This window comes from Pseudomonas sp. NFACC45 (genome assembly GCF_900113505.1).
GTDB lineage: Bacteria > Pseudomonadota > Gammaproteobacteria > Pseudomonadales > Pseudomonadaceae > Aquipseudomonas > Aquipseudomonas tehranensis.
Window position 1 is genome coordinate 177,675 of sequence record NZ_FOPO01000009.1, and the last position, 24,228, is coordinate 201,902.

General features: G+C 60.5%; 23 protein-coding genes. 13 read left to right on the plus strand and 10 right to left on the minus strand.

Annotated features, from left to right (window positions below; genetic code table 11):
- Positions 1 to 14: 14 nt before the first annotated feature.
- The 4 genes from BM132_RS17945 (at position 15) to BM132_RS17960 (ending at position 6,501) form a co-directional block, all read left to right on the plus strand.
- On the plus strand, positions 15 to 1,079 hold the full coding sequence (locus tag BM132_RS17945) for an imelysin family protein (protein ID WP_092457409.1): 1,065 nt from the start codon (positions 15 to 17) through the stop codon (positions 1,077 to 1,079).
- A 2-nt stretch (positions 1,080 to 1,081) separates the two neighbouring features.
- Positions 1,082 to 2,179, plus strand: coding sequence for a DUF1513 domain-containing protein (locus tag BM132_RS17950; protein WP_092457412.1), 1,098 nt, complete (start codon positions 1,082 to 1,084; stop codon positions 2,177 to 2,179).
- A 133-nt stretch (positions 2,180 to 2,312) separates the two neighbouring features.
- A complete protein-coding gene (locus tag BM132_RS17955) occupies positions 2,313 to 3,461 on the plus strand; it encodes an efflux RND transporter periplasmic adaptor subunit (protein ID WP_092457415.1) in 1,149 nt (382 codons plus the stop codon).
- A gap of 13 nt (positions 3,462 to 3,474) precedes the next feature.
- On the plus strand, positions 3,475 to 6,501 hold the full coding sequence (locus BM132_RS17960) for a multidrug efflux RND transporter permease subunit (RefSeq protein ID WP_092457418.1): 3,027 nt from the start codon (positions 3,475 to 3,477) through the stop codon (positions 6,499 to 6,501).
- A 250-nt stretch (positions 6,502 to 6,751) separates the two neighbouring features.
- On the opposite strand, the gene BM132_RS17965 is transcribed toward BM132_RS17960, so the two are convergent.
- The 5 genes from BM132_RS17965 to colR form a co-directional block, all read right to left on the minus strand.
- Positions 6,752 to 6,979 carry a hypothetical protein gene (locus BM132_RS17965; RefSeq protein WP_076383717.1) on the minus strand — a complete coding sequence of 76 codons (228 nt, stop codon included), beginning with the start codon at positions 6,977 to 6,979 and terminating at the stop codon, positions 6,752 to 6,754.
- A 2-nt stretch (positions 6,980 to 6,981) separates the two neighbouring features.
- Positions 6,982 to 7,686, minus strand: a complete 705-nt coding sequence (locus tag BM132_RS17970) for a lipopolysaccharide kinase InaA family protein (RefSeq protein ID WP_092457421.1) — start codon at positions 7,684 to 7,686, stop codon at positions 6,982 to 6,984.
- Between the two features lie 4 nt (positions 7,687 to 7,690).
- Positions 7,691 to 8,359, minus strand: a complete 669-nt coding sequence (locus BM132_RS17975) for a class I SAM-dependent methyltransferase (RefSeq protein ID WP_092457424.1) — start codon at positions 8,357 to 8,359, stop codon at positions 7,691 to 7,693.
- Positions 8,360 to 8,500: 141 nt separating this feature from the next.
- Entirely contained in the window at positions 8,501 to 9,778 is a 1,278-nt protein-coding gene (locus BM132_RS17980) for a sensor histidine kinase (protein WP_092457426.1), read from the minus strand.
- Positions 9,768 to 10,451 (minus strand): two-component system response regulator ColR, encoded by a 684-nt coding sequence (colR, locus tag BM132_RS17985; protein WP_047226998.1) that lies wholly within the window; start codon positions 10,449 to 10,451, stop codon positions 9,768 to 9,770. Before colR ends, BM132_RS17980 begins: the two co-directional genes overlap by 11 nt.
- 334 nt (positions 10,452 to 10,785) lie before the next feature.
- On the opposite strand from colR, the gene BM132_RS17990 reads away from it, so the two are divergent.
- On the plus strand, positions 10,786 to 11,526 hold the full coding sequence (locus BM132_RS17990) for a phosphatase PAP2 family protein (RefSeq protein WP_092457428.1): 741 nt from the start codon (positions 10,786 to 10,788) through the stop codon (positions 11,524 to 11,526).
- 130 nt (positions 11,527 to 11,656) lie between these two features.
- On the opposite strand, the gene groL is transcribed toward BM132_RS17990, so the two are convergent.
- From groL to BM132_RS18010, 4 genes are all read right to left on the minus strand, one after another.
- Entirely contained in the window at positions 11,657 to 13,300 is a 1,644-nt protein-coding gene (groL, locus tag BM132_RS17995) for a chaperonin GroEL (RefSeq protein WP_092393133.1), read from the minus strand.
- 50 nt (positions 13,301 to 13,350) lie between these two features.
- Positions 13,351 to 13,644 carry a co-chaperone GroES gene (locus tag BM132_RS18000; protein WP_003204913.1) on the minus strand — a complete coding sequence of 98 codons (294 nt, stop codon included), beginning with the start codon at positions 13,642 to 13,644 and terminating at the stop codon, positions 13,351 to 13,353.
- Between the two features lie 244 nt (positions 13,645 to 13,888).
- Complete coding sequence (locus tag BM132_RS18005) at positions 13,889 to 14,365, minus strand: FxsA family protein (protein ID WP_092457430.1); 477 nt, start codon at positions 14,363 to 14,365, stop codon at positions 13,889 to 13,891.
- A gap of 66 nt (positions 14,366 to 14,431) precedes the next feature.
- Positions 14,432 to 15,163 carry a HugZ family pyridoxamine 5'-phosphate oxidase gene (locus BM132_RS18010; RefSeq protein WP_092457432.1) on the minus strand — a complete coding sequence of 244 codons (732 nt, stop codon included), beginning with the start codon at positions 15,161 to 15,163 and terminating at the stop codon, positions 14,432 to 14,434.
- Positions 15,164 to 15,326: 163 nt separating this feature from the next.
- Between BM132_RS18010 and BM132_RS18015 the strand changes: the two genes are divergently transcribed.
- Positions 15,327 to 16,085, plus strand: a complete 759-nt coding sequence (locus tag BM132_RS18015) for an SDR family oxidoreductase (protein ID WP_092457624.1) — start codon at positions 15,327 to 15,329, stop codon at positions 16,083 to 16,085.
- Between the two features lie 140 nt (positions 16,086 to 16,225).
- Here BM132_RS18015 and apbC read toward each other — a convergent pair whose 3' ends face one another.
- The gene (gene apbC / locus BM132_RS18020; RefSeq protein ID WP_092457435.1) at positions 16,226 to 17,320 is read right to left on the minus strand and encodes an iron-sulfur cluster carrier protein ApbC; all 1,095 of its coding nucleotides are present in this window, start codon (positions 17,318 to 17,320) and stop codon (positions 16,226 to 16,228) included.
- 343 nt (positions 17,321 to 17,663) lie between these two features.
- On the opposite strand from apbC, the gene metG reads away from it, so the two are divergent.
- The 7 genes from metG (at position 17,664) to nth (ending at position 24,157) form a co-directional block, all read left to right on the plus strand.
- Complete coding sequence (gene metG / locus BM132_RS18025; protein WP_092393145.1) at positions 17,664 to 19,709, plus strand: methionine--tRNA ligase; 2,046 nt, start codon at positions 17,664 to 17,666, stop codon at positions 19,707 to 19,709.
- A 129-nt stretch (positions 19,710 to 19,838) separates the two neighbouring features.
- The gene (locus tag BM132_RS18030; RefSeq protein WP_092457438.1) at positions 19,839 to 20,411 is read left to right on the plus strand and encodes an Rnf-Nqr domain containing protein; all 573 of its coding nucleotides are present in this window, start codon (positions 19,839 to 19,841) and stop codon (positions 20,409 to 20,411) included.
- Positions 20,408 to 21,415, plus strand: a complete 1,008-nt coding sequence (rsxB, locus tag BM132_RS18035) for an electron transport complex subunit RsxB (protein WP_092457442.1) — start codon at positions 20,408 to 20,410, stop codon at positions 21,413 to 21,415. Before BM132_RS18030 ends, rsxB begins: the two co-directional genes overlap by 4 nt.
- Positions 21,402 to 22,388, plus strand: a complete 987-nt coding sequence (locus BM132_RS18040; RefSeq protein WP_092457445.1) for an RnfABCDGE type electron transport complex subunit D — start codon at positions 21,402 to 21,404, stop codon at positions 22,386 to 22,388. Before rsxB ends, BM132_RS18040 begins: the two co-directional genes overlap by 14 nt.
- Positions 22,385 to 22,996, plus strand: coding sequence for an RnfABCDGE type electron transport complex subunit G (locus BM132_RS18045; RefSeq protein WP_092457448.1), 612 nt, complete (start codon positions 22,385 to 22,387; stop codon positions 22,994 to 22,996). Before BM132_RS18040 ends, BM132_RS18045 begins: the two co-directional genes overlap by 4 nt.
- The gene (locus tag BM132_RS18050) at positions 22,989 to 23,522 is read left to right on the plus strand and encodes an Rnf-Nqr domain containing protein (RefSeq protein ID WP_092457451.1); all 534 of its coding nucleotides are present in this window, start codon (positions 22,989 to 22,991) and stop codon (positions 23,520 to 23,522) included. The genes BM132_RS18045 and BM132_RS18050 overlap by 8 nt, the downstream gene beginning before the upstream one ends.
- Entirely contained in the window at positions 23,519 to 24,157 is a 639-nt protein-coding gene (nth, locus tag BM132_RS18055; protein ID WP_092393164.1) for an endonuclease III, read from the plus strand. Before BM132_RS18050 ends, nth begins: the two co-directional genes overlap by 4 nt.
- Positions 24,158 to 24,228 lie beyond the last annotated feature (71 nt).

Sequence of the window (24,228 nt, forward strand, 5' to 3'; positions counted from 1 at the left end):
AACGGGAGCCCGACATGTTCCGTCCCAAGTTGTTGTTTACCAGCCTCGCCGCCATCGTCCTCGGCGCGTGCTCGCCCCAGGATCCGCAAGCGGTCACTTCGGCGGCTATCGCCAAGCAAGTGATCCTGCCCACCTACAGCCGCTGGGTTGAGGCCGACCGGCAACTGGCAACCAGCGCCCTGGCGTTCTGCCAAGGCAAGGAAAACCTGGAGACCGCCCGCGCCGACTTCCTCAAGGCACAAAAAGCCTGGGCCGAGTTGCAACCGCTGCTGATCGGACCACTGGCTGAGGGCAATCGCGCCTGGCAGGTGCAATTCTGGCCGGACAAGAAAAACCTGGTGGGCCGTCAGGTCGAGCAACTGGTCAACAGCCAGCCGCAGATCGACGTTGCCGGCCTGGCCAAGTCCAGCGTGGTGGTCCAGGGCCTCTCAGCCTATGAGTACCTGCTGTTCGACGCCAGGATCGACATGGCCGACAACGCGCAAAAAGCCAAGTACTGCCCGCTGCTGATCGCCATTGGCGAACGTCAGAAGCAATTGGCCGAAGATATCCTGTCACGCTGGAATACCAACGACGGCATGCTCGCCCAGATGAGCAAGTTTCCGAACCAGCGCTACGCCGATTCCCACGAAGCAATCGCCGATTTGCTGCGAGTCCAGGTTACCGCCCTGGACACCTTGAAGAAGAAACTCGGCACACCGATGGGTCGCCAGAGCAAAGGCGTACCACAACCTTTCCAGGCCGATGCCTGGCGCAGCCAGTCGTCGTTGCAGGGCCTGCAAGCCAGCCTGAGCGCGGCCAGGACCGTCTGGGTCGGCGTGGATAACAAGGGCCTGCGCAGCCTGTTGCCAAGCGAGCAGAAACCCTTGGCCGACAAGATCGACGCGGCCTACGACAGCTCGTTGAAACTGTTCGCCGACAGCCAGCGCTCGCTGACCGAAATGCTCGGGGACGCCGCCGGACGCCAGCAGCTCAACGAACTGTACGACAGCCTCAACGTAGTCCATCGCCTGCACGAAGGCGAACTGGCCAAGGCGCTGGGCATTCAATTGGGCTTCAATGCCAACGACGGTGACTGATCATGTTTCGACGTCAGGCTCTGGCACTGGGCAGCCTGCTGCTCGGCGCCGTTACCCTGGGCGGCTGGACGCTGTTCAAGCAAAAGGACAGGAGTCCGCTCCTGCTCTCGGCACGGGACGATAGCGACGGCAAGCACTACGCCGTGGGCTATCGACTGGACGGCAGTCGGGTGTTCGCCACCCAGGTCACGCAGCGCTGCCATGACATCATTGACCATCCGACACAACCGATTGCGCTGTTCGTCGCCCGTCGCCCAGGCACCGAAAGCTACCTGATCGACCTGCGCGACGGTACGCTGCTGCAGACCCTCACCTCGTTGCCGAACCGGCATTTCTATGGGCACGCGGTGATTCACAAAAGCGGCGAATGGCTGTACGCCACCGAGAACGACACGACCGATCCGGGCCGTGGCCTGCTGGGTGTGTACCGTTTCGAAGGCGAACGCTTGGTGCACAGCGGCGAACTGTCCACTCACGGCATCGGCCCTCATCAAGTGTCGTGGATGCCCGACGGCGAAACGCTGGTGGTCGCCAACGGCGGCATCCGCACCGAGGCCGAAAGCCGCGTCGAGATGAACCTCAATGCCATGGAGCCGAGCCTGGTGCTGATGCAGCGCGATGGCACACTGCTGAGCAAGGAAACCCTCGCCCAATCGATGAACAGCGTGCGCCACATGGGCATCGCCAGCGATGGCACCATCGTTTGCGGCCAGCAATTCATGGGCGATCCCCACGAATCCTCCGAGCTGCTGGCGATCAAGCGTCCGGGCCAGCCGTTCCAGGCATTCCCGGTGGCCGAGCATCAATTGCAGGCCATGGGTCATTACACCGCCAGCGTTGCCGTAAACAGCGACCTGCGCCTGGTGGCCCTGACAGCGCCCCGTGGCAATCGCTTTTTTATCTGGGACCTGGACAGCGGCGAAGTCCGCCTGGATGCGCCTCTGCCGGACTGCGCCGGTGTGGGTGCGGTGGCCGACGGTTTCGTCGTGACATCGGGTCAGGGCCGTTGCCGCTTTTACGATTGTCGCCAGTCACAACTGGTTGCAAAACCACTGGATCTGCCGGCGGGGCTCTGGGACAACCATTTGCATTTGATCTGACAAGCGGGCGGCGAGCTTTTAGGAAAACCCCTTACACATTATCGACAAACATCGTTTTGAATCGGTCGCGCACTCAGAGTAATGTGCCCGCCTGTCTGTCTTTTCTCTCGGCTTATTTCCAAGGAAGTGGAACATGCTGCGACGCCGCATGCTGATCATGTTGGGTGTTGTCCTGCTGGTGGTACTGCTACTGGCCGGCTACAAGGCCTTCTCCGTTTACCAGCAGATCCAGATGTTTTCTGCCCCCAAACCGCCGGTCAGCGTGGCCGTGGCCACGGCTGTCGAGCAACCTTGGCAAACTCGCCTGCCCACCGTCGGCAGCCTCACCGCGCTGCAAGGCGTAGACCTGAGCCTGGAGATTGCCGGGACGGTGCAGAAGGTGCAGTTCCAGTCGGGGCAAAAGGTCAAGGCCGGCCAGCCACTGGTGCAACTGGACAGTGACGTAGAAAGCGCGCTGCTGGAAACCGCCGTGGCCGACCTTGAGCTGTCGAAACTGGATTTTGGCCGGGGCCGGCAACTGGTGGGCAGCCAGGCGATCTCCAAGGGCGAATTCGACCGGCTCGCGGCGCAGTTGAAAAAGAACCAGGCCACGGTCAACCAGCTCAAGGCTTCACTGGCCAAGAAACACATCGTCGCGCCTTTCAGCGGCACCATCGGCATTCGCCAGGTGGACGTCGGCGACTACCTGGCCAGCGGCACGGTGATCGCCACCCTGCAGGACCTGAGCAGCCTGTATGCCGATTTCTACCTCCCCGAGCACGCGGTACCCATGCTCGCGGTTGGCCAGGCAGTCAACGTCAGTGTCTCGGCCTATCCCGGCCAGACCTTCGTCGGCGCCATCAGCGCTATCAATCCCAAGATCGAAGACAGCACTCGCAATGTGCTGGTACGCGCCACCCTGGGCAACCCCGACGGCAGGCTGTTACCCGGCATGTTCGCCAGCCTGCAGGTGATCTTGCCGGACAAGGCCAACGCCATCGTCGTGCCAGAAAGCGCCGTGACCTACACCCTATACGGCAACTCCATGTACGTCGTGACGCAGAAGAAGACCGACGACGGCAACGTCGAAAAAGATGACAAGGGCCAGCCGATCCTGATCGCCGAACGGCGATTCGTCGAAACCGGTGAGCGACGTGATGGGCAGGTGCTGGTTTCCAAAGGCGTGCAGAGCGGCGAACAGGTCGTGATCGCCGGCCAGATCAAACTGGATAACGGCACGCCCATCGCTATCAGCGACGACAAGACCCTGACCGAACAGAACAGCCCGCCCCCTGCGGACTGATCAAGGAACCCTCATGGCTTTTACTGATCCGTTCATCCGCCGCCCGGTGCTCGCCACCGTGGTCAGCCTGCTGATCGTGCTGCTGGGTTTCCAGGCCTGGAGCAAGCTGCCCCTGCGCCAGTACCCGCAGATGGAGAACGCCCTGATCACGGTGACCACCGCCTACCCCGGGGCCAACGCCGAGACCATCCAGGGCTATATCACCCAACCGATGCAACAGAGTCTGGCCAGCGCCGAGGGCATCGACTACATGACCTCGGTCAGCCGTCAGAATTTTTCGGTGATATCGGTCTACGCCCGCATCGGTTCCAACAGCGACCGGCTTTTTACCGAGCTGCTGGCCAAGGCCAATGAAGTCAAGAACCAGCTACCCCAAGATGCTGAAGACCCGGTGCTCAGCCGCGAGGCCGCCGATGCCTCGGCACTGATGTACATCAGTTTTTTCAGTAAGGAACTGAACAACCCGCAGATCACCGACTACCTGTCACGGGTGGTCCAGCCCAAACTGGCGACATTGCCGGGCATGGCCGAAGCGGAGATCCTCGGCAACCAGGTCTTCGCCATGCGCTTGTGGCTGGACCCGGTCAAGCTTGCCGGTTTCGGCCTCACCGCCGCCGACGTGACCGATGCCGTGCGCCAGTACAACTTCCTCTCGGCCGCCGGTGAGGTGAAAGGCGAATACGTGGTCACCAGTATCAACGCCAACACCGAACTCAAGTCCGCCGAGGCCTTCGCGGCGATCCCGCTCAAGACCGACGGCGACAGCCGCGTGCTGCTGCGCGATGTCGCCCGGGTGGAGATGGGCGCCGAGAACTACGACACCATCAGCTCCTTCGGTGGCACGCCCTCGGTGTACATCGGCATCAAGGCCACCCCCGGCGCGAACCCGCTGGACGTGATCAAGGAAGTGCGCAGGATCATGCCGGATCTGGAGGCCCAACTGCCGGCCAACCTCAAGGCCGAGATCGCCTACGACGCCACCCTGTTCATCCAGGCTTCCATCGACGAGGTGGTCAAAACCCTCTTCGAGGCGGTGCTGATTGTCATCGTCGTGGTGTTCCTGTTCTTAGGCGCCCTGCGCTCGGTGGCCATCCCGGTGGTAACCATCCCGCTGTCGATGATTGGCGTGATGTTCTTCATGCAGTTGATGGGTTACTCGATAAACCTCCTGACGCTGCTCGCCATGGTGCTGGCAATTGGTCTTGTGGTGGATGACGCGATCGTGGTGGTGGAAAACATCCACCGACACATCGAGGAGGGCAAACGTCCGTTCGACGCTGCAATTGAAGGTGCCCGGGAGATCGCTATGCCGGTGGTCTCGATGACCATCACGCTGGCGGCGGTGTACGCGCCGATCGGTCTGTTGGAGGGGATCACGGGGGCGCTGTTCAAGGAGTTCGCGCTGACCCTCGCTGGAGCAGTGGTGATTTCCGGGATCGTCGCACTGACCCTCTCGCCCATGATGTGCGCCATGCTATTGCGTCACGAGGAGAACCCCTCGGGACTGGCTCATAGACTGGACGTGGTTTTCGAACGTCTTAAAAACCGCTACCAGCGCATGCTTCACGGCATGCTCAATACCCGGCCTGTGGTGCTGGTGTTCGCGGTGATCGTGCTGCTGCTGATTCCGGTGCTGATCATGTTCACCAAGTCCGAGCTGGCCCCCGATGAAGACCAGGGCATCATCTTCATGATGGCTAATGCCCCACAGCCCACCAACCTCGACTACCTGAACAGCTACACCGATCATTTCATCACCATCTTCAAGGAGTTCCCGGAGTACTATTCCTCGTTCCAGATCAACGGATACAACGGCGTGCAATCCGGCATCGGCGGCTTCCTGCTCAAACCCTGGAACGAACGCAGCCGCAGCCAGATGGAAATCCTGCCTGAAGTCCAGGCCAAGCTGGAGAACATCCCCGGCCTGCAAATATTCGGTTTCAACCTACCCTCCCTGCCTGGCACCGGCGAAGGCTTGCCATTTGCGTTCGTCATCAATTCGCCCAAGGACTACGCAACGCTGTTGCAGATTGCCGACCGGGTCAAAAAGCGCGCACTGGAATCCGGCAAGTTCGCTTTCATGGACGTTGACCTGGCTTTCGACAAACCCGAAGTCGTCGTGGACATCGATCGTGCCAAGGCCGCCCAGATGGGCGTCTCGATGCAAGACCTGGGCGGCACACTCGCCACCCTGCTGGGTGAAGCCGAGATCAACCGTTTTACCATCGAAGGGCGCAGCTACAAGGTCATCGCCCAGGTCGAACGGCCGTTCCGGGACAATCCGGACTGGTTGAACAACTACTACGTAAAAAATACCCAGGGTGAATTGCTGCCACTGTCGACGCTGATCAAAGTCAGCGATCGGGCGCGACCACGGCAGTTGAATCAGTTCCAGCAACTCAACGCGGTGACGATTTCAGGTTTTCCCATCGTGAGTATGGGCGAGGCCATCGAGACGGTCCGCCAGATTGCCCAAGAAGAGGCTCCGGTAGGGTTCGCTTTCGACTACGCAGGGGCGTCGCGACAGTTCGTCCAGGAAGGCAGCGCGCTGTGGGTCACCTTTGCCCTGGCTCTGGCGATCATCTTCCTGGTGTTGGCCGCCCAGTTCGAAAGCTTCCGGGACCCGCTGGTGATTCTGGTGACAGTACCGCTGTCGATTTGCGGCGCCTTGATTCCGCTATTCCTCGGCTGGTCGAGCATGAACATTTACACCCAGGTAGGACTGGTGACGCTGATCGGCCTGATCAGCAAGCACGGGATCCTGATCGTTGAGTTCACCAACCAGCTGCGCAGGGAACAGGGGCTAAGCCCACGGGAGGCCGTGGAGCAAGCCGCATCGATTCGTTTGCGTCCCGTACTGATGACCACCGCGGCGACGGTATTTGGCATGGTGCCATTGATCCTCGCTACCGGGGCCGGGGCGGTGAGCCGCTTCGACATCGGCTTGGTGATCGCCACCGGGATGTCGATTGGCACGTTGTTCACACTGTTCGTCTTGCCCTGCGTCTATACACTGCTGGCCAAGCCGGACAAACCCTAACGTGTGGCCACTGGCCCTGTAGGCGCTGCCGAAGGCTGCGATCTTTTGATCTTTTGATCTTTTGATCTTTCGCTTGAAACTCAAGTGCCCACGGAAAGATCGCAGCCTCGCTTCGCTCGACAGCTCCTACAGAGCTCCTACGCAGGTCCTGCGGCCCGGCGGGGATAAATTCCTTCGCCACGGTGATTTACTACAGGTCCAAAAATAAAGGCCTCGCATACGCGAGGCCTTTATTTTGGCTTCCTGTCCATCAACTCTGGGGCCTCATGCCTTGGGAAAGACTGAACATGAACAACAACAGATCATCGTCCGGCCGGATCGCCTCGCTGGCCTTGGCCACACGTGGCAAAGGGCAGTGCGCGTCCGGGTGGGAAGCACTGAGGATCTGCGAACGGGGCTGCTCCCATACCGCCACCGCCATTGAGGTAACTGCCAGGGCTCCTACGAGAAACAGACCTCTAGCAATTTCTAATTTCATTGCTATAAACCTTTGATAGCGCTGCCAAACGCCGCTCTGTAAAAGTAGACGAGTTTTTCCCATTCTGAATCGCTGAACGACGAATGGCGTCGCAGTTGCTTCATGTCGTGGGACGCTGCGGTCCGGGAAGTCAGGCGTTGACGGGACTTTTCCAAATCCAGCAGGGCCACTTCGGCCCGAGCGGACTCACCCTCTCCGGTCACGCGCACAAAAACATGCTTGGTATAGAGGCAGCCATGCTGCCAACGCCCCTTATGCATGCGAGCCAGGTTCTCTGCCAATGCCTGGAGAATTCGGTCATGCCCCGCTTCGCCATGACGCTCGCGCCCGCCTGCGGCATACCAGTGATCCAACTCCACGAAACCGTCCAGCGCATGAGTCACAAGCAACGCACGCCACTTGTGAATCGGGTCCCGCTGTGCACCACAGAAGATGACCTTTGGAACGCTGACGTCGAGCCGGGTCAATGCCAGCAGGGCATCTTGCTCACGTAGCACGGTTGGGCGGCCAAACGGATGCAACAAGCTACGGTAAATATGCCCTGTCTGACGCTTGGCATAGAGCAGATCGCCGCCGTTGTTGATCCGCTGCACTCCGCTTTCACCACCACGACGCACATTGGGTTGTTCCACCCATTCACCCTGCTGATTCCAGAAGTGTTCGAAGCCGCAGCGGGGGGCCGCTGTTGTCTCTACTGCCACAACCATGCTGTTACCTCTTACGTAATACATAAACTCGCCACATGGCATAGAGCGGCAGGAAGTCCAGTCGTTCCTGAATGCGGAAACCAGCCTGTCGGAATTCACCTTCGACTGTAGCGGCCGGTAACACAAATCGATTCTGGTAGCCTTTTTGCCCACGCGTGTACTCCAGACGTTTACGTTTCCAGGCCTTGAAATTTCCATCGACCCACAATGAAACGATCACGCTATCACGAGTGACACGCTCGAATTCCCGCAGAATCGCCAGTCGATGCGCAGGTTCACCGATGTGGTGGAGCAGGCGCATGCAAAAAATGCTGTCGACGGCGTTATCAGGCAAGGCAATGTCGAACGCAGAAGCGTGCAAGGGTTGTACCCGTTTTACGACATCGCTGGGTTGAGCGTTCAACGCGGTCTGGAGCATGGCTGTGGAATTGTCCGCACCGACGATTACCCGGTTCGGCTTTTCGGCCAGCACAGGCCATAAACGCCCGGCGCCACACGGTAGGTCCAGCACCAGTCCTGGGTCACCTGCCAACGTCAAGGCCGTGCGTGCCAGTTGTTCATCACGGCGGTGGGAAAGGCGACGACTCAGACCGGTCTGGTGTTTATGCAGGTATTGGTGGGCGTGCTTTTCGTCATATTTTTCGGAAAAGTCGAGCTTGATAGGATTGGACATTGGCGAGAGCCTCCATGATGCAATGGCTCCCACACTAGGGATGGACATGTGCACGCCAAGTCATCCCTTTGTGAAAACTTCATCATGCAGGCACTCGACGGTTTTCAGGATGTTTCCAACATGCAGACCTGAGCGCCGTGCTCAGTTGCGAGGATGCAACTCAACCTCAAAATGACAGCCATTGGGCTCCATGGTGCTGAGGCTCACGGTCCAGCCCTGGTTCTCGCAAATCCGCTGCACCAATGAAAGCCCCAAACCAAGCCCTTCGCCGCGCTTTTCGTTACCTCGCACGAACGGTTCAAACATCGCCTCGCGTTTTTCCTCAGGAATGCCCACGCCACTGTCCTCGACCATGAACCCGGTCGCAGACAGCGTGAGGCGAATGAAGCCCTGGTCGGTGTAGTGCAAGGCGTTGCGCAGCAAGTTGCCCATGACGGCGGTCAGGAACGTGGCGTTATACGGAGTGTCGGCGGTTTGCCCCGGCTCGAAGATCAGGGTCAGGCCCTTGGCTTCGATCGGTGCACGCCACAGCCCAACGAGGTCCTCGGCCACCTGCCCTAACGTCAACCGGGGCGACATGCCGTTGTCTTCGCGCTGGGTCCTGGCGAGCATCAGGAAGGTTTGCACCAGCTCGCGCATTTCTTCGCTGGCCCGATTGATCCGCTCGACCTGTTTGCGACCGCGCTGATCCAGAGCCGGGTTCTCCAGCAACAGCTCACAGGAGCTGGCCAGGACCATCAACGGCGTGCGTAACTCATGGCTTACGTCACTGGTAAACAACCGCTCACGCGTCAGGGCCTGGCGCAGTCGCCCCAGCGTAGCGTCGAATGCCACGGCCAGCTCACCCACTTCATCGGCGGCATAGTCAGGGGCCAGCGGCGGGGCCAGCCCCAGGAGCTGGTCGCGATGGCGCACCTGCCGGGCCAGGCGCACGACCGGCGCCATCACCCGGCGAGCCAGGACCCAACCCAGGAACACCGCCAGCGCCAGGCTGAGCACGAATCCCACCAGCACCACGGCGAACAGCACCCGTTCGCGCTCTTCGAAGTCGCTCTGGTCCTGCAGTAACACGTAGTGTCGACCGTCAACAATCTCGACCATGGCGTGATACGACAATTGCGCACGAAAGACCTCGTGGAAACCGCGGTCCAGGTGACGCAGATCCTTGGGTAAATCGAAGTCACCCGGGCCGCCGCTGAAATAGAACAACTGGTCAGGTTCCGGACGGTGACTCCAGTCCGAAACGCTGTCCATCAGCAGCAGGCGTTGCAGGTCTCCACCGAGCCCGGCGGAAATCAGCCTTTCTTCCACCAAGTGAACCGTCGCCACGATGCCCATGGCGAATGCCCCGGCGACCAACGCGCTCATCAGCGCAAAGGCGATGATGATCCGTTGGGCAAGGCTCTGCTTAAACTCCATCTCGGCCCTCGGCCAGACGGTAACCAACGCCATGCACGGTGTGCAGCAGCGGTTTGTCGAACGGTTTGTCGATCACCTGACGCAATTGGTGAACATGGCTGCGCAGACTGTCGCTGTCCGGGCAATCATCGCCCCACAAGGCTTCTTCGAGGATTTCCCGGCGCAGCACGTGGGGGCTTTTCTGCATCAAGACCGCCAGCAGCTTCAGGCCGACCGGGTTGAGCTTCAACAGTTTGCCTTCGCGGGTGACTTCCAGGGTGTCGAGGTCGTAACTCAGGTCACCGACCTGCAAGGCGCGCCGCCCGCCACCCTGGGCCCGACGCATGACCGCTTCGATCCGCGCCGCCAGTTCCGACAAGGCAAAAGGTTTGACCAGGTAATCATCGGCGCCGGACTTGAACCCTTGCAGGCGATCGTCCAGTTGATCCCGGGCGGTGAGCATGATCACCGGTGTATCACGTCGGGCGTCCTCGCGAAGACGCTTGCACAAGGTGTAGCCGTCGATGCCCGGCAGCATGATGTCGAGCACGATCAGGTCGTAGTGCTCGGTCGCGGCCAAGTGCAACCCCGACAAACCGTCCTGGGCACAATCGACGGTATAGCCTTTGAGCCCCAGGTAATCGGCCAGATTGGCCAGGATGTCACGGTTGTCTTCAACCAACAGAATTCGCATGGGCATCTCCTCTGCGCACGTGGACGGTCATCGTGGCCCGCGCAGCTTAAGGCCAAGTGTGAATCACGGCTAGAGGTGTATCGGTGGCCCTGGCGAGTAACCCCATGTGGGAGCAAGTGTCCTGGATGGTTTATTTAGCCCTAGACTTCCCGGCCATCCAAACCTCCTCAGTGGTGGTTTCCGGTTTCCCTGCTCCCACAACTGTCATGCGGCCCATGGAGTGGGTTGCCCGGCATTGACGAGTTTTTCACCCGGCATTGACGCCTCGCCAACGGTGCCCGGACCAGACTGCGCGCAACGCGCTGTTCACGAAGCCTCTTAGAAAGGTACTGCCATGGTTTCCACCACCACCCGTCCCGTCCCCAGGCCACTGAATTTTCGGGTCGCCCTGGGCCTGCCCGCTGCTATCGCAATCATCCTGGTGCTGCTGGAGCTGACCACCCTGGACATGGATCTGGCCAGGCTGTTCTACGACCCGGCCGAAGGGTTCATCGGTCGGCACAGTTTTTTTCTGGAAGACATCCTGCATGACCGGGCCAAACAGGTGGTCATCGCGTTTTCTGTGCTGTCGATTCTCGGGTTCATCTGCACGTTCTTCCTCACCCGACTCAAACCGTTCAAACGCGAACTGGGCTGCCTGGTGCTCTCCCTGGCGCTGGCGACTTCATTCATCACGCCGTTGAAAGCCGTAACGGCAGTGCAATGCCCCTGGAGCCTGAAGGAGTTCGGTGGCAAGCAGACCTACAGCGAGCTGCTGAGCCCGCGCCCGGCCACTGACAAACCCGGTCGATGCTGGCCCGGCGGTCACGCTGCCACCGGGTTTACGCTGTTCGCGTTGTTCTTCGTACTGCGCGACCGTCGTCCGCGCCTGGCCCGCCAAGCCTTCATATTCGCTGCCTCCCTGGGAACGCTGTTCTCCGTGAGCCGCATGATGCAAGGGGCGCACTTCTTTTCCCATAATGTGTGGACGGCGGTGTTCTGTTGGCTGATTTGCCTGGGGTGTTATTACTACATCCTTTACAGACCGGCCGTTGGAGCTGACCCAGTGGCCGAGGGGGATCCTGTTAGCGCCTAAACCCCGAGGGAGCAAAGCTTGCTCCCACAGGGACCGCTGGTCCCTCGCCAATGCTGGGGTAAACCCGAGGCATTAAAAAACCCCGTCTGCTTTCGCAGACGGGGTTTTTCAGTACAGGGGTAAGGCTGGCTTACATCATGCCGCCCATGCCACCCATGCCGCCCATGTCTGGCATGCCGCCGCCAGCTGGAGCGTCTTCCTTGATTTCAGCGATCATCGCCTCGGTGGTGATCATCAGGCTGGCAATCGACGAAGCCGCTTGCAGAGCCGAACGAGTCACTTTGGCTGGGTCCAGGATGCCCATTTCGATCATGTCGCCGTATTCGCCGGTAGCAGCGTTGTAACCGTAGTTACCCGAACCCTGCTTGACCTTGTCGACCACAACGCTTGGCTCGTCGCCGGAGTTGGCAACGATCTGGCGCAGCGGTGCTTCAACAGCACGACGCAGCAACTGGATGCCCACGTTCTGGTCATCGTTGTCGCCTTTGAGCTCGCTGATGGCCTGCAGGGCACGAACCAGTGCCACGCCGCCGCCAGGTACCACGCCTTCTTCGACGGCTGCGCGGGTTGCGTGCAGGGCGTCTTCAACGCGGGCTTTCTTCTCTTTCATTTCAACTTCGGAACCAGCGCCAACCTTGATCACTGCAACGCCGCCAGACAGCTTGGCCAGACGCTCTTGCAGTTTTTCACGGTCGTAGTCGGAGGAAGTGTCGGCCACTTGTGCGCGGATCTGAGTCACGCGAGCCTGGATATCAGCCTCGACGCCGGCACCGTCGATCACGGTGGTGTTTTCCTTGGACAGGATCACGCGCTTGGCGTTACCCAGGTGCTCCAGGGTGGTGCTTTCCAGGCTCAGGCCGATCTCTTCGGAGATAACGGTACCGCCGGTCAGTACGGCGATGTCCTGCAACATGGCTTTGCGGCGATCACCGAAGCCCGGTGCCTTGACGGCAGCGACTTTAACGATACCGCGCATGTTGTTCACAACCAGAGTCGCCAGGGCTTCGCCTTCAACGTCTTCAGCCACGATCAGCAGTGGGCGGCCGGCTTTGGCAACGGCTTCCAGCACTGGCAGCATTTCGCGGATGTTGGAGATTTTCTTGTCGACCAGCAGGATCAGCGGGCTGTCCAGCTCGGCAACCATGGTGTCCGGCTTGTTGACGAAGTACGGCGACAGGTAGCCACGGTCGAACTGCATGCCTTCTACAACCGACAGTTCGTTTTCCAGGCCCGAGCCTTCTTCAACGGTGATCACGCCTTCTTTACCGACTTTTTCCATGGCTTCGGCAATGATGTCGCCGATGGAGTTGTCGGAGTTGGCCGAGATGGTGCCGACCTGAGCGATGGCCTTGGTGTCAGCGCATGGCTTGGACAGGGCTTTAAGCTCTTTGACGATGGCGATGGTCGCCTTGTCGATGCCACGCTTGAGGTCCATCGGGTTCATGCCGGCAGCGACAGCCTTGAGGCCTTCGTTGACGATCGATTGAGCCAGAACGGTGGCGGTGGTGGTGCCGTCACCGGCGTCGTCGTTGGCACGGGAGGCAACGTCTTTGACCAGCTGCGCGCCCATGTTTTCGAAGCGATCTTTCAGCTCGATTTCTTTGGCGACGGAAACGCCGTCCTTGGTGATGGTCGGAGCGCCGAAGCTCTTCTCGATGATCACGTTACGGCCTTTAGGGCCCAGGGTCGCTTTTACTGCGTCAGCCAGGACGTTGACACCGGCGAGCATTTTCTTGCGGGCGGAATCGCCGAATTTAACTTCTTTAGCAGCCATGATCGATATTCCTTAAATACTTTGTAGTAACGGGAAAATGAGCGGGGGAATCAGCCTTCCAGGACAGCGAGGATTTCGTTCTCGCTCATCACCAGCAGGTCTTCGCCGTCGACTTTCACTGTGTTGCTGCCGGAGTAAGGGCCGAACACAACCTTGTCACCCACTTTCACGGCCAGCGCACGTACTTCACCGTTTTCCAGAGCCTTGCCTGGGCCTACAGCGAGAACTTCACCGTGGTTGGCTTTTTCAGCAGCCGAACCTGGCAGGACGATACCGCCAGCGGTTTTCTTCTCTTCTTCGCTGCGACGGATGACGACGCGGTCATGCAGAGGACGAAGCTTCATTGTCGATCTCTCCTAATTTTGGTTTTCATCGGCCGGTGTAGTCCCGGCGGGTTTAACAAAAGCCGGCGGAGCCGGATGCGGTTCGTCAAGCGAACCGCGGAAGTCTGTCCAGTGTCGCCACCGGAAACCTTGCGGTGACCCATACATAAGGGCGTACAAGCCGATTTCAAGGGTCGGGTAGAAATTTTTTTACTTCACGAAGCCGCAAACGAACACGGCACCCGAAGGTGCCGTGTCGCTGGTTTTACTTGGGATCGCGGTGCTCGAACTCGCCTTCGATCACATCCGGTTCGCGCCCCACAGGCTGTCGTGGCGTCGGCCCGCCACGGGGCTGAAGGTCGTCGGCGAAGGCTCGCTGGCGAATCGCCTGTTCTTCGGCACGCTGGCGCATTTTATTGGCCAGCAACCGACGGGTGAACGGCAGCAGCATGACCAGGCCCAGCACATCGCTGATGAAGCCAGGCAGGATCAACAGACCGCCACCCAAGGCCAGCATCAGGCCTTCGAGCATAGTCTGGGCAGGCAGCTCGCCACGGTTCAGGCTTTCACGGGCACGCAAGGCCGTAGCTAGGCCGGCGATGCGCAGCACGAACACGCCGAGCATCGAGCCGAGAATGACCAGCAGCAACGCCGGGAAAAACCCGATCGCACCGCTGACCTTGACGAATACGAACAGCTCCAACACCGGGAACAGCAGAAAGAGCAACAAAAAAGGGCGCATCAAAAGGTTCCTCAACGCAAGAATGCCTTGCTATCAAACCCTAAATGACGTCGCCCTTTCGTGAATTCAAGCGTCAGCCTCAGCATTTTTTGGCCATTGCTCGGCGTGAGCCAAATAAACCAAGGCTTCGCGCACTTGTGTCGGCGTATTGCAAGGCGCTGGAAACGCCAGCCAGTACAGGGCCTGACCGATCCGCAAGTGCATGCCTTCGCTGTCGATACCGGCCAGTTGCGCAGGTTCGGTTGCGGGCAGACCGGCCAGCTCGACGTAATGCGCGATGGCCTTGGCATGGTCGGCATTCATGTGGTCGATCATGCTGGCTTCGGCCTTGCCGACAAAGGGGTTGGCCAGGGTGATCTGGTCGATCCAGTGAATGGCCCCAAAGCCACCGATGTAACGATGACGCACCGGGTGGAGCACCCAGAAATCGAAGTCATGGGCCTTGTGGTAGTTCTGCGATTCAGGGAAATAACGGTAGTAACGTTCAGCGGCGGCGTCGATGGCGACGTTGTCTTGCAGCTTGCGCGCCTCGGCCAGATAAGTCAGGCGCCCTACGGCCTGCACATCCTCGGCCCCTCGCTCACCGACGAGCATCGAACACTTGGGGTCCTTTTGCAGGTTGTGGGTGTGTTGGGCGATGCGGCTGATCAGGATCAGTGGACGGCCTTGGTCGTCGAGACAATAGGGCACCACGGAGCCGAACGGGAAACCGGGCATGGATTTGGAATGGGTGGAGAGCATTCCACGGTATTCCTTGAGCAGCAATTCTCGTGCATGCTTGGCAGCTTCAACGCTCAAATTATGACTCCTTTGATCAAATCCGTCTGGAAACGGTCAGGCGACTGGAGCAATGTACCAGCGCGCCTTTGGGCAGTTCTCGTGTGCAGCCGGGCTACGCCGTCGCAGACCGAGAGGCCATTAAAAGGAAAATCCTCCACCGCTCTGCAATCTGGACATGCGCATGCAACTCACCGACAAAGTAATCATTATCACCGGCGGTTGCCAGGGTCTGGGCCGCTCCATGGCCGAGTATCTCGCTGGCAAAGGCGCGAAGCTCGCCCTGGTCGACCTCAATCAGGAAAAACTCGACCAGGCGGTTGCCGCCTGCGCGGCCAAGGGTGTAGAGGCCCGGGCTTATCTGTGCAACGTCGCCAATGAGGAGCAAGTGAGCGACATGGTCGCCCGGGTCGCCGAGGACTTCGGCGCGATTCATGGCTTGATCAACAACGCCGGGATCCTGCGCGACGGCCTGCTGCTCAAGGTCAAGGACGGCGAAATGAGCAAAATGAGCCTGGCCCAGTGGCAGGCAGTGATCGACGTCAACCTCACGGGTGTCTTCCTGTGCACCCGCGAAGTGGCAGCGAAAATGGTCGAGCTGAAGAACAGCGGCGCGATCATCAACATTTCGTCGATCTCGCGCGCCGGCAATGTCGGCCAGACCAACTATTCGGCGGCCAAGGCCGGCGTGGCGGCCGCCACCGTGACCTGGGCCAAGGAGCTGGCACGCTACGGTATCCGTGTCGCCGGCATCGCGCCGGGCTTCATCGAAACCGAAATGACCCTGGGCATGAAACCCGAAGCCCTGGAAAAAATGACCTCCGGGATCCCGCTCAAGCGTATGGGCAAACCCGAAGAGATCGCCCATTCGGCGGCGTACATCTTCGAGAACGACTATTACACCGGCCGGATCCTGGAGATGGATGGCGGGTTGCGGATCTAAAAGCACCGCAAAACGACTGTGGGAGCGGGCTTGCTCGCGAATGCGGTAGACCAGCCAACTTATCCGTTGAATGACACGCCGCATTCGCGAGCAAGCCCGCTCCCACAGGAGATTGCAGTTCAGCCGATCAATCGTCGCTATCAATCGTCGCTGACGGTAATGTTTGGCATCGCCGGCATGGCGGCTTCCTGCAACACGATCCGCGCGCCCACGTGGCGGGCCAGTTCCTGATAGACCATGGCGATCTGGCTGTCCGGTTCGGCAATGACGGTCGGTTTGCCACCATCGGCCTGTTCGCGAATCAACATCGACAGCGGCAGCGAGGCCAGCAGCTCGACGCCGTACTGGCTCGCCAATTTCACCCCACCACCTTCACCAAACAGGTGCTCGGCATGTCCGCAGTTCGAGCAGATGTGCACGGCCATGTTTTCCACCACACCCAGCACCGGGATGTTCACTTTACGGAACATCTCCACGCCCTTGCGGGCGTCCAGCAGGGCCAGGTCCTGCGGCGTGGTGACGATCACCGCGCCAGCCACCGGGACTTTCTGCGCCAGGGTCAGCTGGATATCCCCGGTGCCTGGCGGCATGTCGATCACCAGGTAATCCAGATCGCCCCAGGCGGTCTGCGTCACCAGTTGCAGCAAGGCACCGGAAACCATCGGCCCGCGCCAGACCATCGGCGTGTTGTCATCGGTCAGGAAGGCCATGGACATGACTTCCACGCCATGGGACTGGATCGGCACGAACCACTTCTGATCCTTGACTTGTGGCCGGGTGCCCTCGGCCACGCCGAACATGATGCCCTGGCTCGGACCATAGATATCCGCGTCGAGAATCCCGACCTTCGCGCCTTCACGGGCCAGGGCCAGGGCCAGGTTGGCGGCGGTGGTGGATTTACCCACGCCGCCCTTGCCCGAGGCCACGGCGATCACGTTCTTGACGTTCGCCAGCCCCGGCACTTGCGCCTGGGCCTTGTGGGCAGCGATCACGCTGGTGACGTCGACTTTGGCGGCGACCACACCCTCCAAGGCCTCGATCGCCATCTGCAGCATCTGCGCCCAACCGTTCTTGAACAGATCGGCGGCGTAGCCGATTTCCAGTTGAACGCTGACGCGATCCCCCTGGATGTCGATGGCGCGCACGCATCCGGCGCTGACCGGGTCCTGGTTCAGGTAAGGGTCGGTGTACTGGCGAAGAACGGCTTCCACCGCTGCGCGATTGACGGCGCTCATGGGCAACTCCGATAACAAGACTTGAAAAACAGGCCGCTATCCTACGCCCCGCGCTCCCGCGTGGCGACCCGATTACAGCAGGGCGAACACCTTTTGTGGCGAGGGGATTTATCCCCGCTGGACTGCGCAGCAGTCCCAAAACATTCGAATCTGACCAGCCTGCCTCACCGAGGTGCCAGGTTTTGGGGTTGCGTCGCAACCCAGCGGGGATAAATCCCCTCGCCACAAATTGAGCTTGGCTCAGGCCCCCAACCGATGCATGCGGAAACAGGCCGGTGGGGTGAAATATATTTCCCGGCGCTTTATAGTGGCCGACCTCCGTTTCATCAAGTAGCCGAGCCCCATGTCCGAGCCACGCAAGATCCTCGTCACCAGCGCCCTGCCCTATGCCAATGGTTCGATTCACCTCGGCCATATGCTGGAATACATCCAGACCGATATGTGGACGCGCTTCCAGAAACATCGCGGCAACCACTGCATCTATGTCTGCGCCGACGACGCCCACGGTTCGGCCATCATGCTGCGTGCGGAAAAGGAAGGCATCACCCCGGAACAACTGATCGCCAACGTCCAGGCTGAACACAGTGCCGACTTTGCCGACTTCCTGGTGGACTTCGACAACTTCCACTCCACCCACTCCGAAGAAAACCGTGAGCTGTCGAGCCAGATCTACCTGAAACTGCGTGACGCCGGGCACATCGCGACCCGTTCGGTCACCCAGTACTTCGACCCGGAAAAGAACATGTTCCTGGCCGACCGCTTCATCAAGGGCACCTGCCCTAAATGCGGCACCGAGGATCAGTACGGCGACAACTGCGAAAAATGCGGCGCCACCTACGCACCGACCGACCTGAAAGACCCGAAATCGGCGATTTCCGGCGCCACCCCGGTGCTCAGGGACTCCCAGCACTTCTTCTTCAAGCTGCCTGATTTCCAGCAGATGCTGCAAACCTGGACTCGCAGCGGCACGTTGCACGACGCGGTGGCCAACAAGCTCGCCGAATGGCTCGACTCCGGCCTGCAAGAATGGGACATTTCCCGCGATGCGCCGTACTTCGGCTTCGAAATCCCCGGCGAGCCCGGCAAGTATTTCTACGTATGGCTGGATGCGCCCATCGGCTACATGGCGAGCTTCAAGAACCTTTGCGACCGTACGCCTGAGCTGGACTTCGACGCGTTCTGGGGCAAGGACTCCACGGCCGAGGTGTATCACTTCATCGGCAAGGACATCGTCAACTTCCATGCGTTGTTCTGGCCCGCCATGCTCGAGGGCGCCGGTTTCCGCAAGCCGACCGGCATCAACGTCCACGGCTACCTGACCGTCAACGGCCAGAAAATGTCCAAGTCCCGTGGCACCTTCATCAAGGCCCGCACCTATCTGGATCACCTGTCGCCGGAATACCTGCGCTACTACTACGCGGCCAAGCTCGGCCGTGGCGTGGACGACCTGGACCTGAACCTTGAAGATTTCGTGCAGAAGGTCAACTCCGACCTGGTGGGCAAGGTGGTCAATATCGCCAGCCGTTGCGCGGGCTTCATCCACAAAGGCAACGCCGGTGTACTGGTGGCCGGTAACGCCGCGCCGGAGCTGACCGAGGCCTTCCTGGCGGCGGCACCGAGCATCGCCGATGCCTACGAGGCCCGTGACTTTGCCCGTGCGATGCGCGAGATCATGGCCCTGGCCGACCGCGCCAATGCCTGGATCGCCGACAAGGCACCGTGGTCACTGAACAAACAGGAAGGCAAGCAGGACGAAGTCCAGGCGATCTGCGCCCTGGGTATCAATCTGTTCCGCCAACTGGTGATCTTCCTCAAGCCGGTGCTGCCGCTGCTGGCCGCCGACGCCGAGGCGTTCCTGAACGTCGCGCCGCTGACCTGGGACGACCACCGGACGCTGCTGAGCAACCATCAACTGAACGAGTTCAAGCCGCTGATGACTCGCATTGATGCCACCAAGGTGCAAGCCATGACCGACGCTTCGAAAGAAGACCTGGCCGCCAGCCAGACCGACACCGGCGCCCCTGCCGGCAATGGCGAACTGGCCAAGGACCCGCTGTCGCCGGAGATCGATTTCGACGCCTTTGCCGCCATCGACCTGCGCGTGGCGCTGATTCTCAAGGCTGAAGCCGTGGAAGGCGCCGATAAGCTGCTGCGCCTGACGCTGGACATCGGCGATGAGCAGCGCAACGTGTTCTCCGGCATCAAGAGCGCCTATCCGGACCCGGCCAAGCTCGAAGGCCGGCTGACGATGATGATCGCCAACCTCAAGCCCCGCAAAATGCGTTTCGGCATCTCCGAAGGCATGGTGATGGCGGCAGGCCCTGGCGGTGAAGAAATCTACCTGCTGAGCCCCGATAGCGGCGCCAAGCCGGGCCAGCGGATCAAATAACGCAACCCGGTGCTGTACCGATCCCACAGTCGCCCGGCAGGCGGCTGTGGGATTTTCATATCTGGCCCACCCTGACGGTGTGCCGGATAATGCCTAACCTCTAAAGACAGGTTCTTGTTCCAGCACCCCATGACCGAAATCGTCCTTACGCTGTTCAGCGCCGCCTTGATCAACAACCTCGTGTTGCATTGGCCGCTGGGCGTCAATCCGCTGCTGGCGGCCAATGGAAGAAGGCAAGTCCACGCCCTGGGCCTGGCGACGACATGCCTGATGCTGATGGTCGGCACCCTGGGTTATCTGATCGATCATTGGCTGCTGGTTCCGGCCAATCTGACCTCGCTGCGCCTGTTTGCATGGCTGTCCTTGAGCGTGTTGCTGATTGCACCGTTGCTGCACTGGCTGGGGCGCTGGCTGCCGAAGCTGCCGTTCGATGGTTTGTGGCCACTGCTGCTGGGCAATGCCGGCATACTGGGCATCACGCTGCTCAACAGCCGGGCTGACCACGGCCTGGGCCTCGCCGTCGCCGCGAGCCTGGGCGCCGGCCTGGGTTTCTGGCTGGTGTTGAGCCTGTTCGACGATTTACGTCAGCGCACCTTCGATAACGATATCCCCAGGCCCTTTCGTGGCCTGCCGATCCAGCTGATCGGCGCAGGGCTCATGGCGGTGGCATTTCTTGGATTGCGCGGGCTGGTCAAAGCATGAGTCTGATTCAACGTATCGACGCCCTGCTGCCGCAGACCCAATGCGGCAAGTGCGGCCACCCGGGGTGCAAGCCCTACGCCGAAGGTATTGCCCAGGGCGAACCGATCAACAAGTGTCCGCCCGGTGGCCGTGAAACCATTGCGGCCCTGGCCGAGCTGATGAAAGTACCTGTGCTTGAGCTGGATACCAGCCGTGGTTCAGCCCCGGCGCAGATCGCCTTTATTCGCGAAGCCGAATGCATCGGCTGCACCAAGTGCATCCAGGCCTGCCCGGTAGATGCGATTGTCGGTGCGGCGAAGCTGATGCACACCGTCCTGATCGACGAATGCACAGGCTGCGATCTTTGTGTGGCGCCCTGCCCGGTCGATTGCATCGAAATGCACCCATTGCCCACGGCAACCGTGGTGCCGGTGGTTGGCGGCCTGGCCTCCAGCATCGAAGAACAGCAGGCGCGCACCGCCAAGCGCGATCATGCCCGGCGGCGCTTCGAACAGCGCAACGCACGGCTGCGCCGGGAAGAGGAGCAGCGTCTGGCTGAGCGCCTGGCCCGTACACAGCGCGCCTCCCAGGCCCAAATCCAGTCCGTCGATCCCGTGCAAGCGGCATTGGAGCGGGTACGGGCGCAAAAAGCCGCCAACGCCGATGCGGCCTTGAAAAAAGCCAAGATCGACCTGGCGATGAGCCGTGCGCAGTTGAACAAGTCTTTGAAAGCATTCGGCCACCCGCCGACCTTCGAACAACAGTCGCAGCTGATCGTGCTACAGCGCCAGTTCGAAGCAGCGCAACAAGCCTTGATGCAGCTGGAAGCGACTGTACAGCCCACTGTTTCAACCCCCGCCCCCACTCAAAGTGCCGAGCTGAAGCGGGCCAAGATCCAATTGGCGATGCGTCGCGCCGAACTCAGCAAGGCCAGGGCCGCAGGGGCGCCGGATGAACAAGTAGAGTCCTTGGAGCAAGCGGTGAAAGACGCCGAACGCCAGGTGGATGCTCATGTCGCTCCCTGAGCCCATGGACGAACGGCTGCGGCAGGCGATGCTGCGGGTGCTACTGGCGACATTGCCCGGCATTCTGGCGTTGACCTGGTTTTATGGTTGGGGCGTGGTATTCAACCTGTTACTGGCGGGCCTTAGCGCACTGGCCGTCGAAGCACTGGCGCTACGCTTGAGGCGCCGGCCGCTCAAACCCGCACTCAACGATGGCAGCGCGCTGGTGAGCGCCACGCTGTTGGCGCTGGCCTTGCCGGCGTATTGCCCCTGGTGGCTGACCGTCACAGCCACGGCTTGCGCCTTGCTGTTGGGCAAGCACCTGTGGGGCGGTGTCGGCAATAATCCATTCAACCCGGCGATGCTCGGCTACGCCTTGGTGCTCATCGCGTTTCCCCAGCAACTCAATCAATGGCCGGCACTCCACGGCATGAGCCTGTCCGACGGCCTGCAACAGGTGTTCGGGGTTTACCCTGGGCCTGATGGGTGGGCAGGAGCAACGGCCCTGGACAGCCTGCGAATCAACAAAAGCCTGACCATCGATGAGCTGTTCGCCGCCCACCCGGCGTTCGGACGCTGGGGTGCGCGCGGCGTCGAGTGGGTCAACCTGGGGTTTCTGGCCGGCGGCCTGTTCCTGCTGCAACAACGGGTGTTCAGTTGGCACGCGCCGGTGGGCATGCTCGCCGGCCTGTTCATCATCAGCCTGTTGTGCTGGAACGGATCGGGCTCCGACTCCAATGGCTCGCCGTTGTTTCATCTGCTCACGGGCGCCACCATGCTGGGTGCATTTTTTATCGTGACCGAACCGGTCTCGGGCGCCAAAGCGCCCCTCGCTCGCCTGCTGTTTGGCGCAGGCGTGGGACTGCTGATTTACCTGATCCGGACCTGGGGTGGTTACCCGGACGGCGTGGCGTTTGCGGTGCTGCTGATGAACCTCGGCGTGCCCGCGCTGGAGCGCTTCGCCGAAGCGCGACACAGGCCGCAGCCCCTATGAGAAACTACCGTGGTGGTGCCATCCTGGCTTTGCTGATTGGTCTCGGCATTGGGGCCACTTACCTGACTCAGCTCAGCACCGCAGGGCGCATCAAAGGTCAGCAACAAGACCTTGCGAACAGAACCTTGCTCGACGTGCTGCCGACCGACCGATACGACAATCAGCCATTGGCGCAACCTGTCGTAACGACCCCCGTGACCTTGGCCCATAGCACGCTGCTGGGCGGATACCTGGCGACTCGCGCCGGCCTGCCCAGCGCGGTGTTGCTACACAGCCAGGCACTGGGCTATGAAGGCAGCATCCAATTGCTGGTCGCTATCGACCCGCAGGGGCGGTTGCTGGGCGTGAAAACCCTGCGCCAGTCGGAAACGCCCGGCCTGGGCGCGGCCATCGCTGACTGGCCAAACCCCTGGCTGCAAACCTTCAATGGTAAGTCGCTCCAGGCTCCCACCGACAGCGGCTGGGCGTTGAAAAAGGATCAGGGGCAGTTCGATCAACTGGCTGGCGCGACCGTCACGTCCCGATCAGTCCTGCAGGCTGTTCACGATGCACTGCGTTACTTCGACGAGCATAAGGCTCAACTGACCGGAGTGATCATTAATGAATAAGCCATTGGTCCTGACCCGCGGCCTGCTGCTCGTCCCCTTGGTCGGCGCCAGCGATTCGCTGGTAAACGCGCTGGGCTTATGGCTGGCCTGGGCACTGATCAGTGCCGGCCATGGTTTGACCATGGGGCTGTTACGGTCCCACCTGACAGCGCCTCAGCGACTGCTCGCCTCCATTGTGCTGGCCGCCACCCTGACGGCTTGCGCAGGCTTGGTGACGCAGGCCTGGATGCTGGAAATGTATCAGTCGCTGAGCCTTTACATTGGCTGGATCGCTTTGAGCTGCGTGGCGCTGGAGCATGACGACGTCTTCGCTAGCTCGCGCCTGCCCGAGCGTCTCCGGCTGGCGGGGCTGTTCGGCCTGCTGATGATTGCCTTGGGCGCCCTGCGCGAGCTGATTGGCAACGTAATACCACTGGCCTTGCTCGCCCCTGGCGGATTTATTCTGCTCGGCCTGCTGCTGGCAGCGCGTCAAGCCTGGACGGGCGCCAGCCCCCCTTCAACGATTGAGGAAACGCCGCGCCCATGAACGCCGCAAAACGCCTGGAAATATTCCGTCGCTTGCACGAAGACAACCCGGAACCGAAGACTGAATTGGCCTACAGCTCGCCGTTCGAACTGTTGATCGCGGTGATTCTATCGGCCCAGTCCACCGACGTCGGCGTCAACAAGGCCACGGCCAAGCTGTTCCCGGTGGCCAACACGCCGCAGGCGATCCACGCGCTGGGCGTCGAAGGGCTGTCCGAGTACATCAAGACCATCGGCCTGTTCAACAGCAAGGCAAAAAACGTGATCGAGACTTGCCGCCTGCTGATCGAGCGTCACGACGGCGAAGTCCCACAGACTCGCGAAGCGCTGGAAGCGCTTCCAGGGGTCGGTCGCAAAACCGCCAATGTGGTGCTCAACACCGCGTTTCGCCAACTGACCATGGCGGTCGACACGCACATTTTCCGCGTCAGCAACCGCACCGGGCTGGCGCCGGGCAAAAACGTGGTGGAGGTGGAGAAAAAGCTGATGAAATTCGTACCCAAGGAGTTTCTACTCGATTCCCATCACTGGCTCATCCTTCACGGACGTTACGTCTGCCTGGCGCGCAAGCCCCGCTGTGGCAGCTGCCGAATCGAGGATTTGTGCGAATACAAGCACAAGACCTCCGACGATTGAGGCACTATTGCTTTTATTGATTTGTCGATTGAAAAAATCTTTTTTACCCGCCCGTGGTTTATCGATATAAG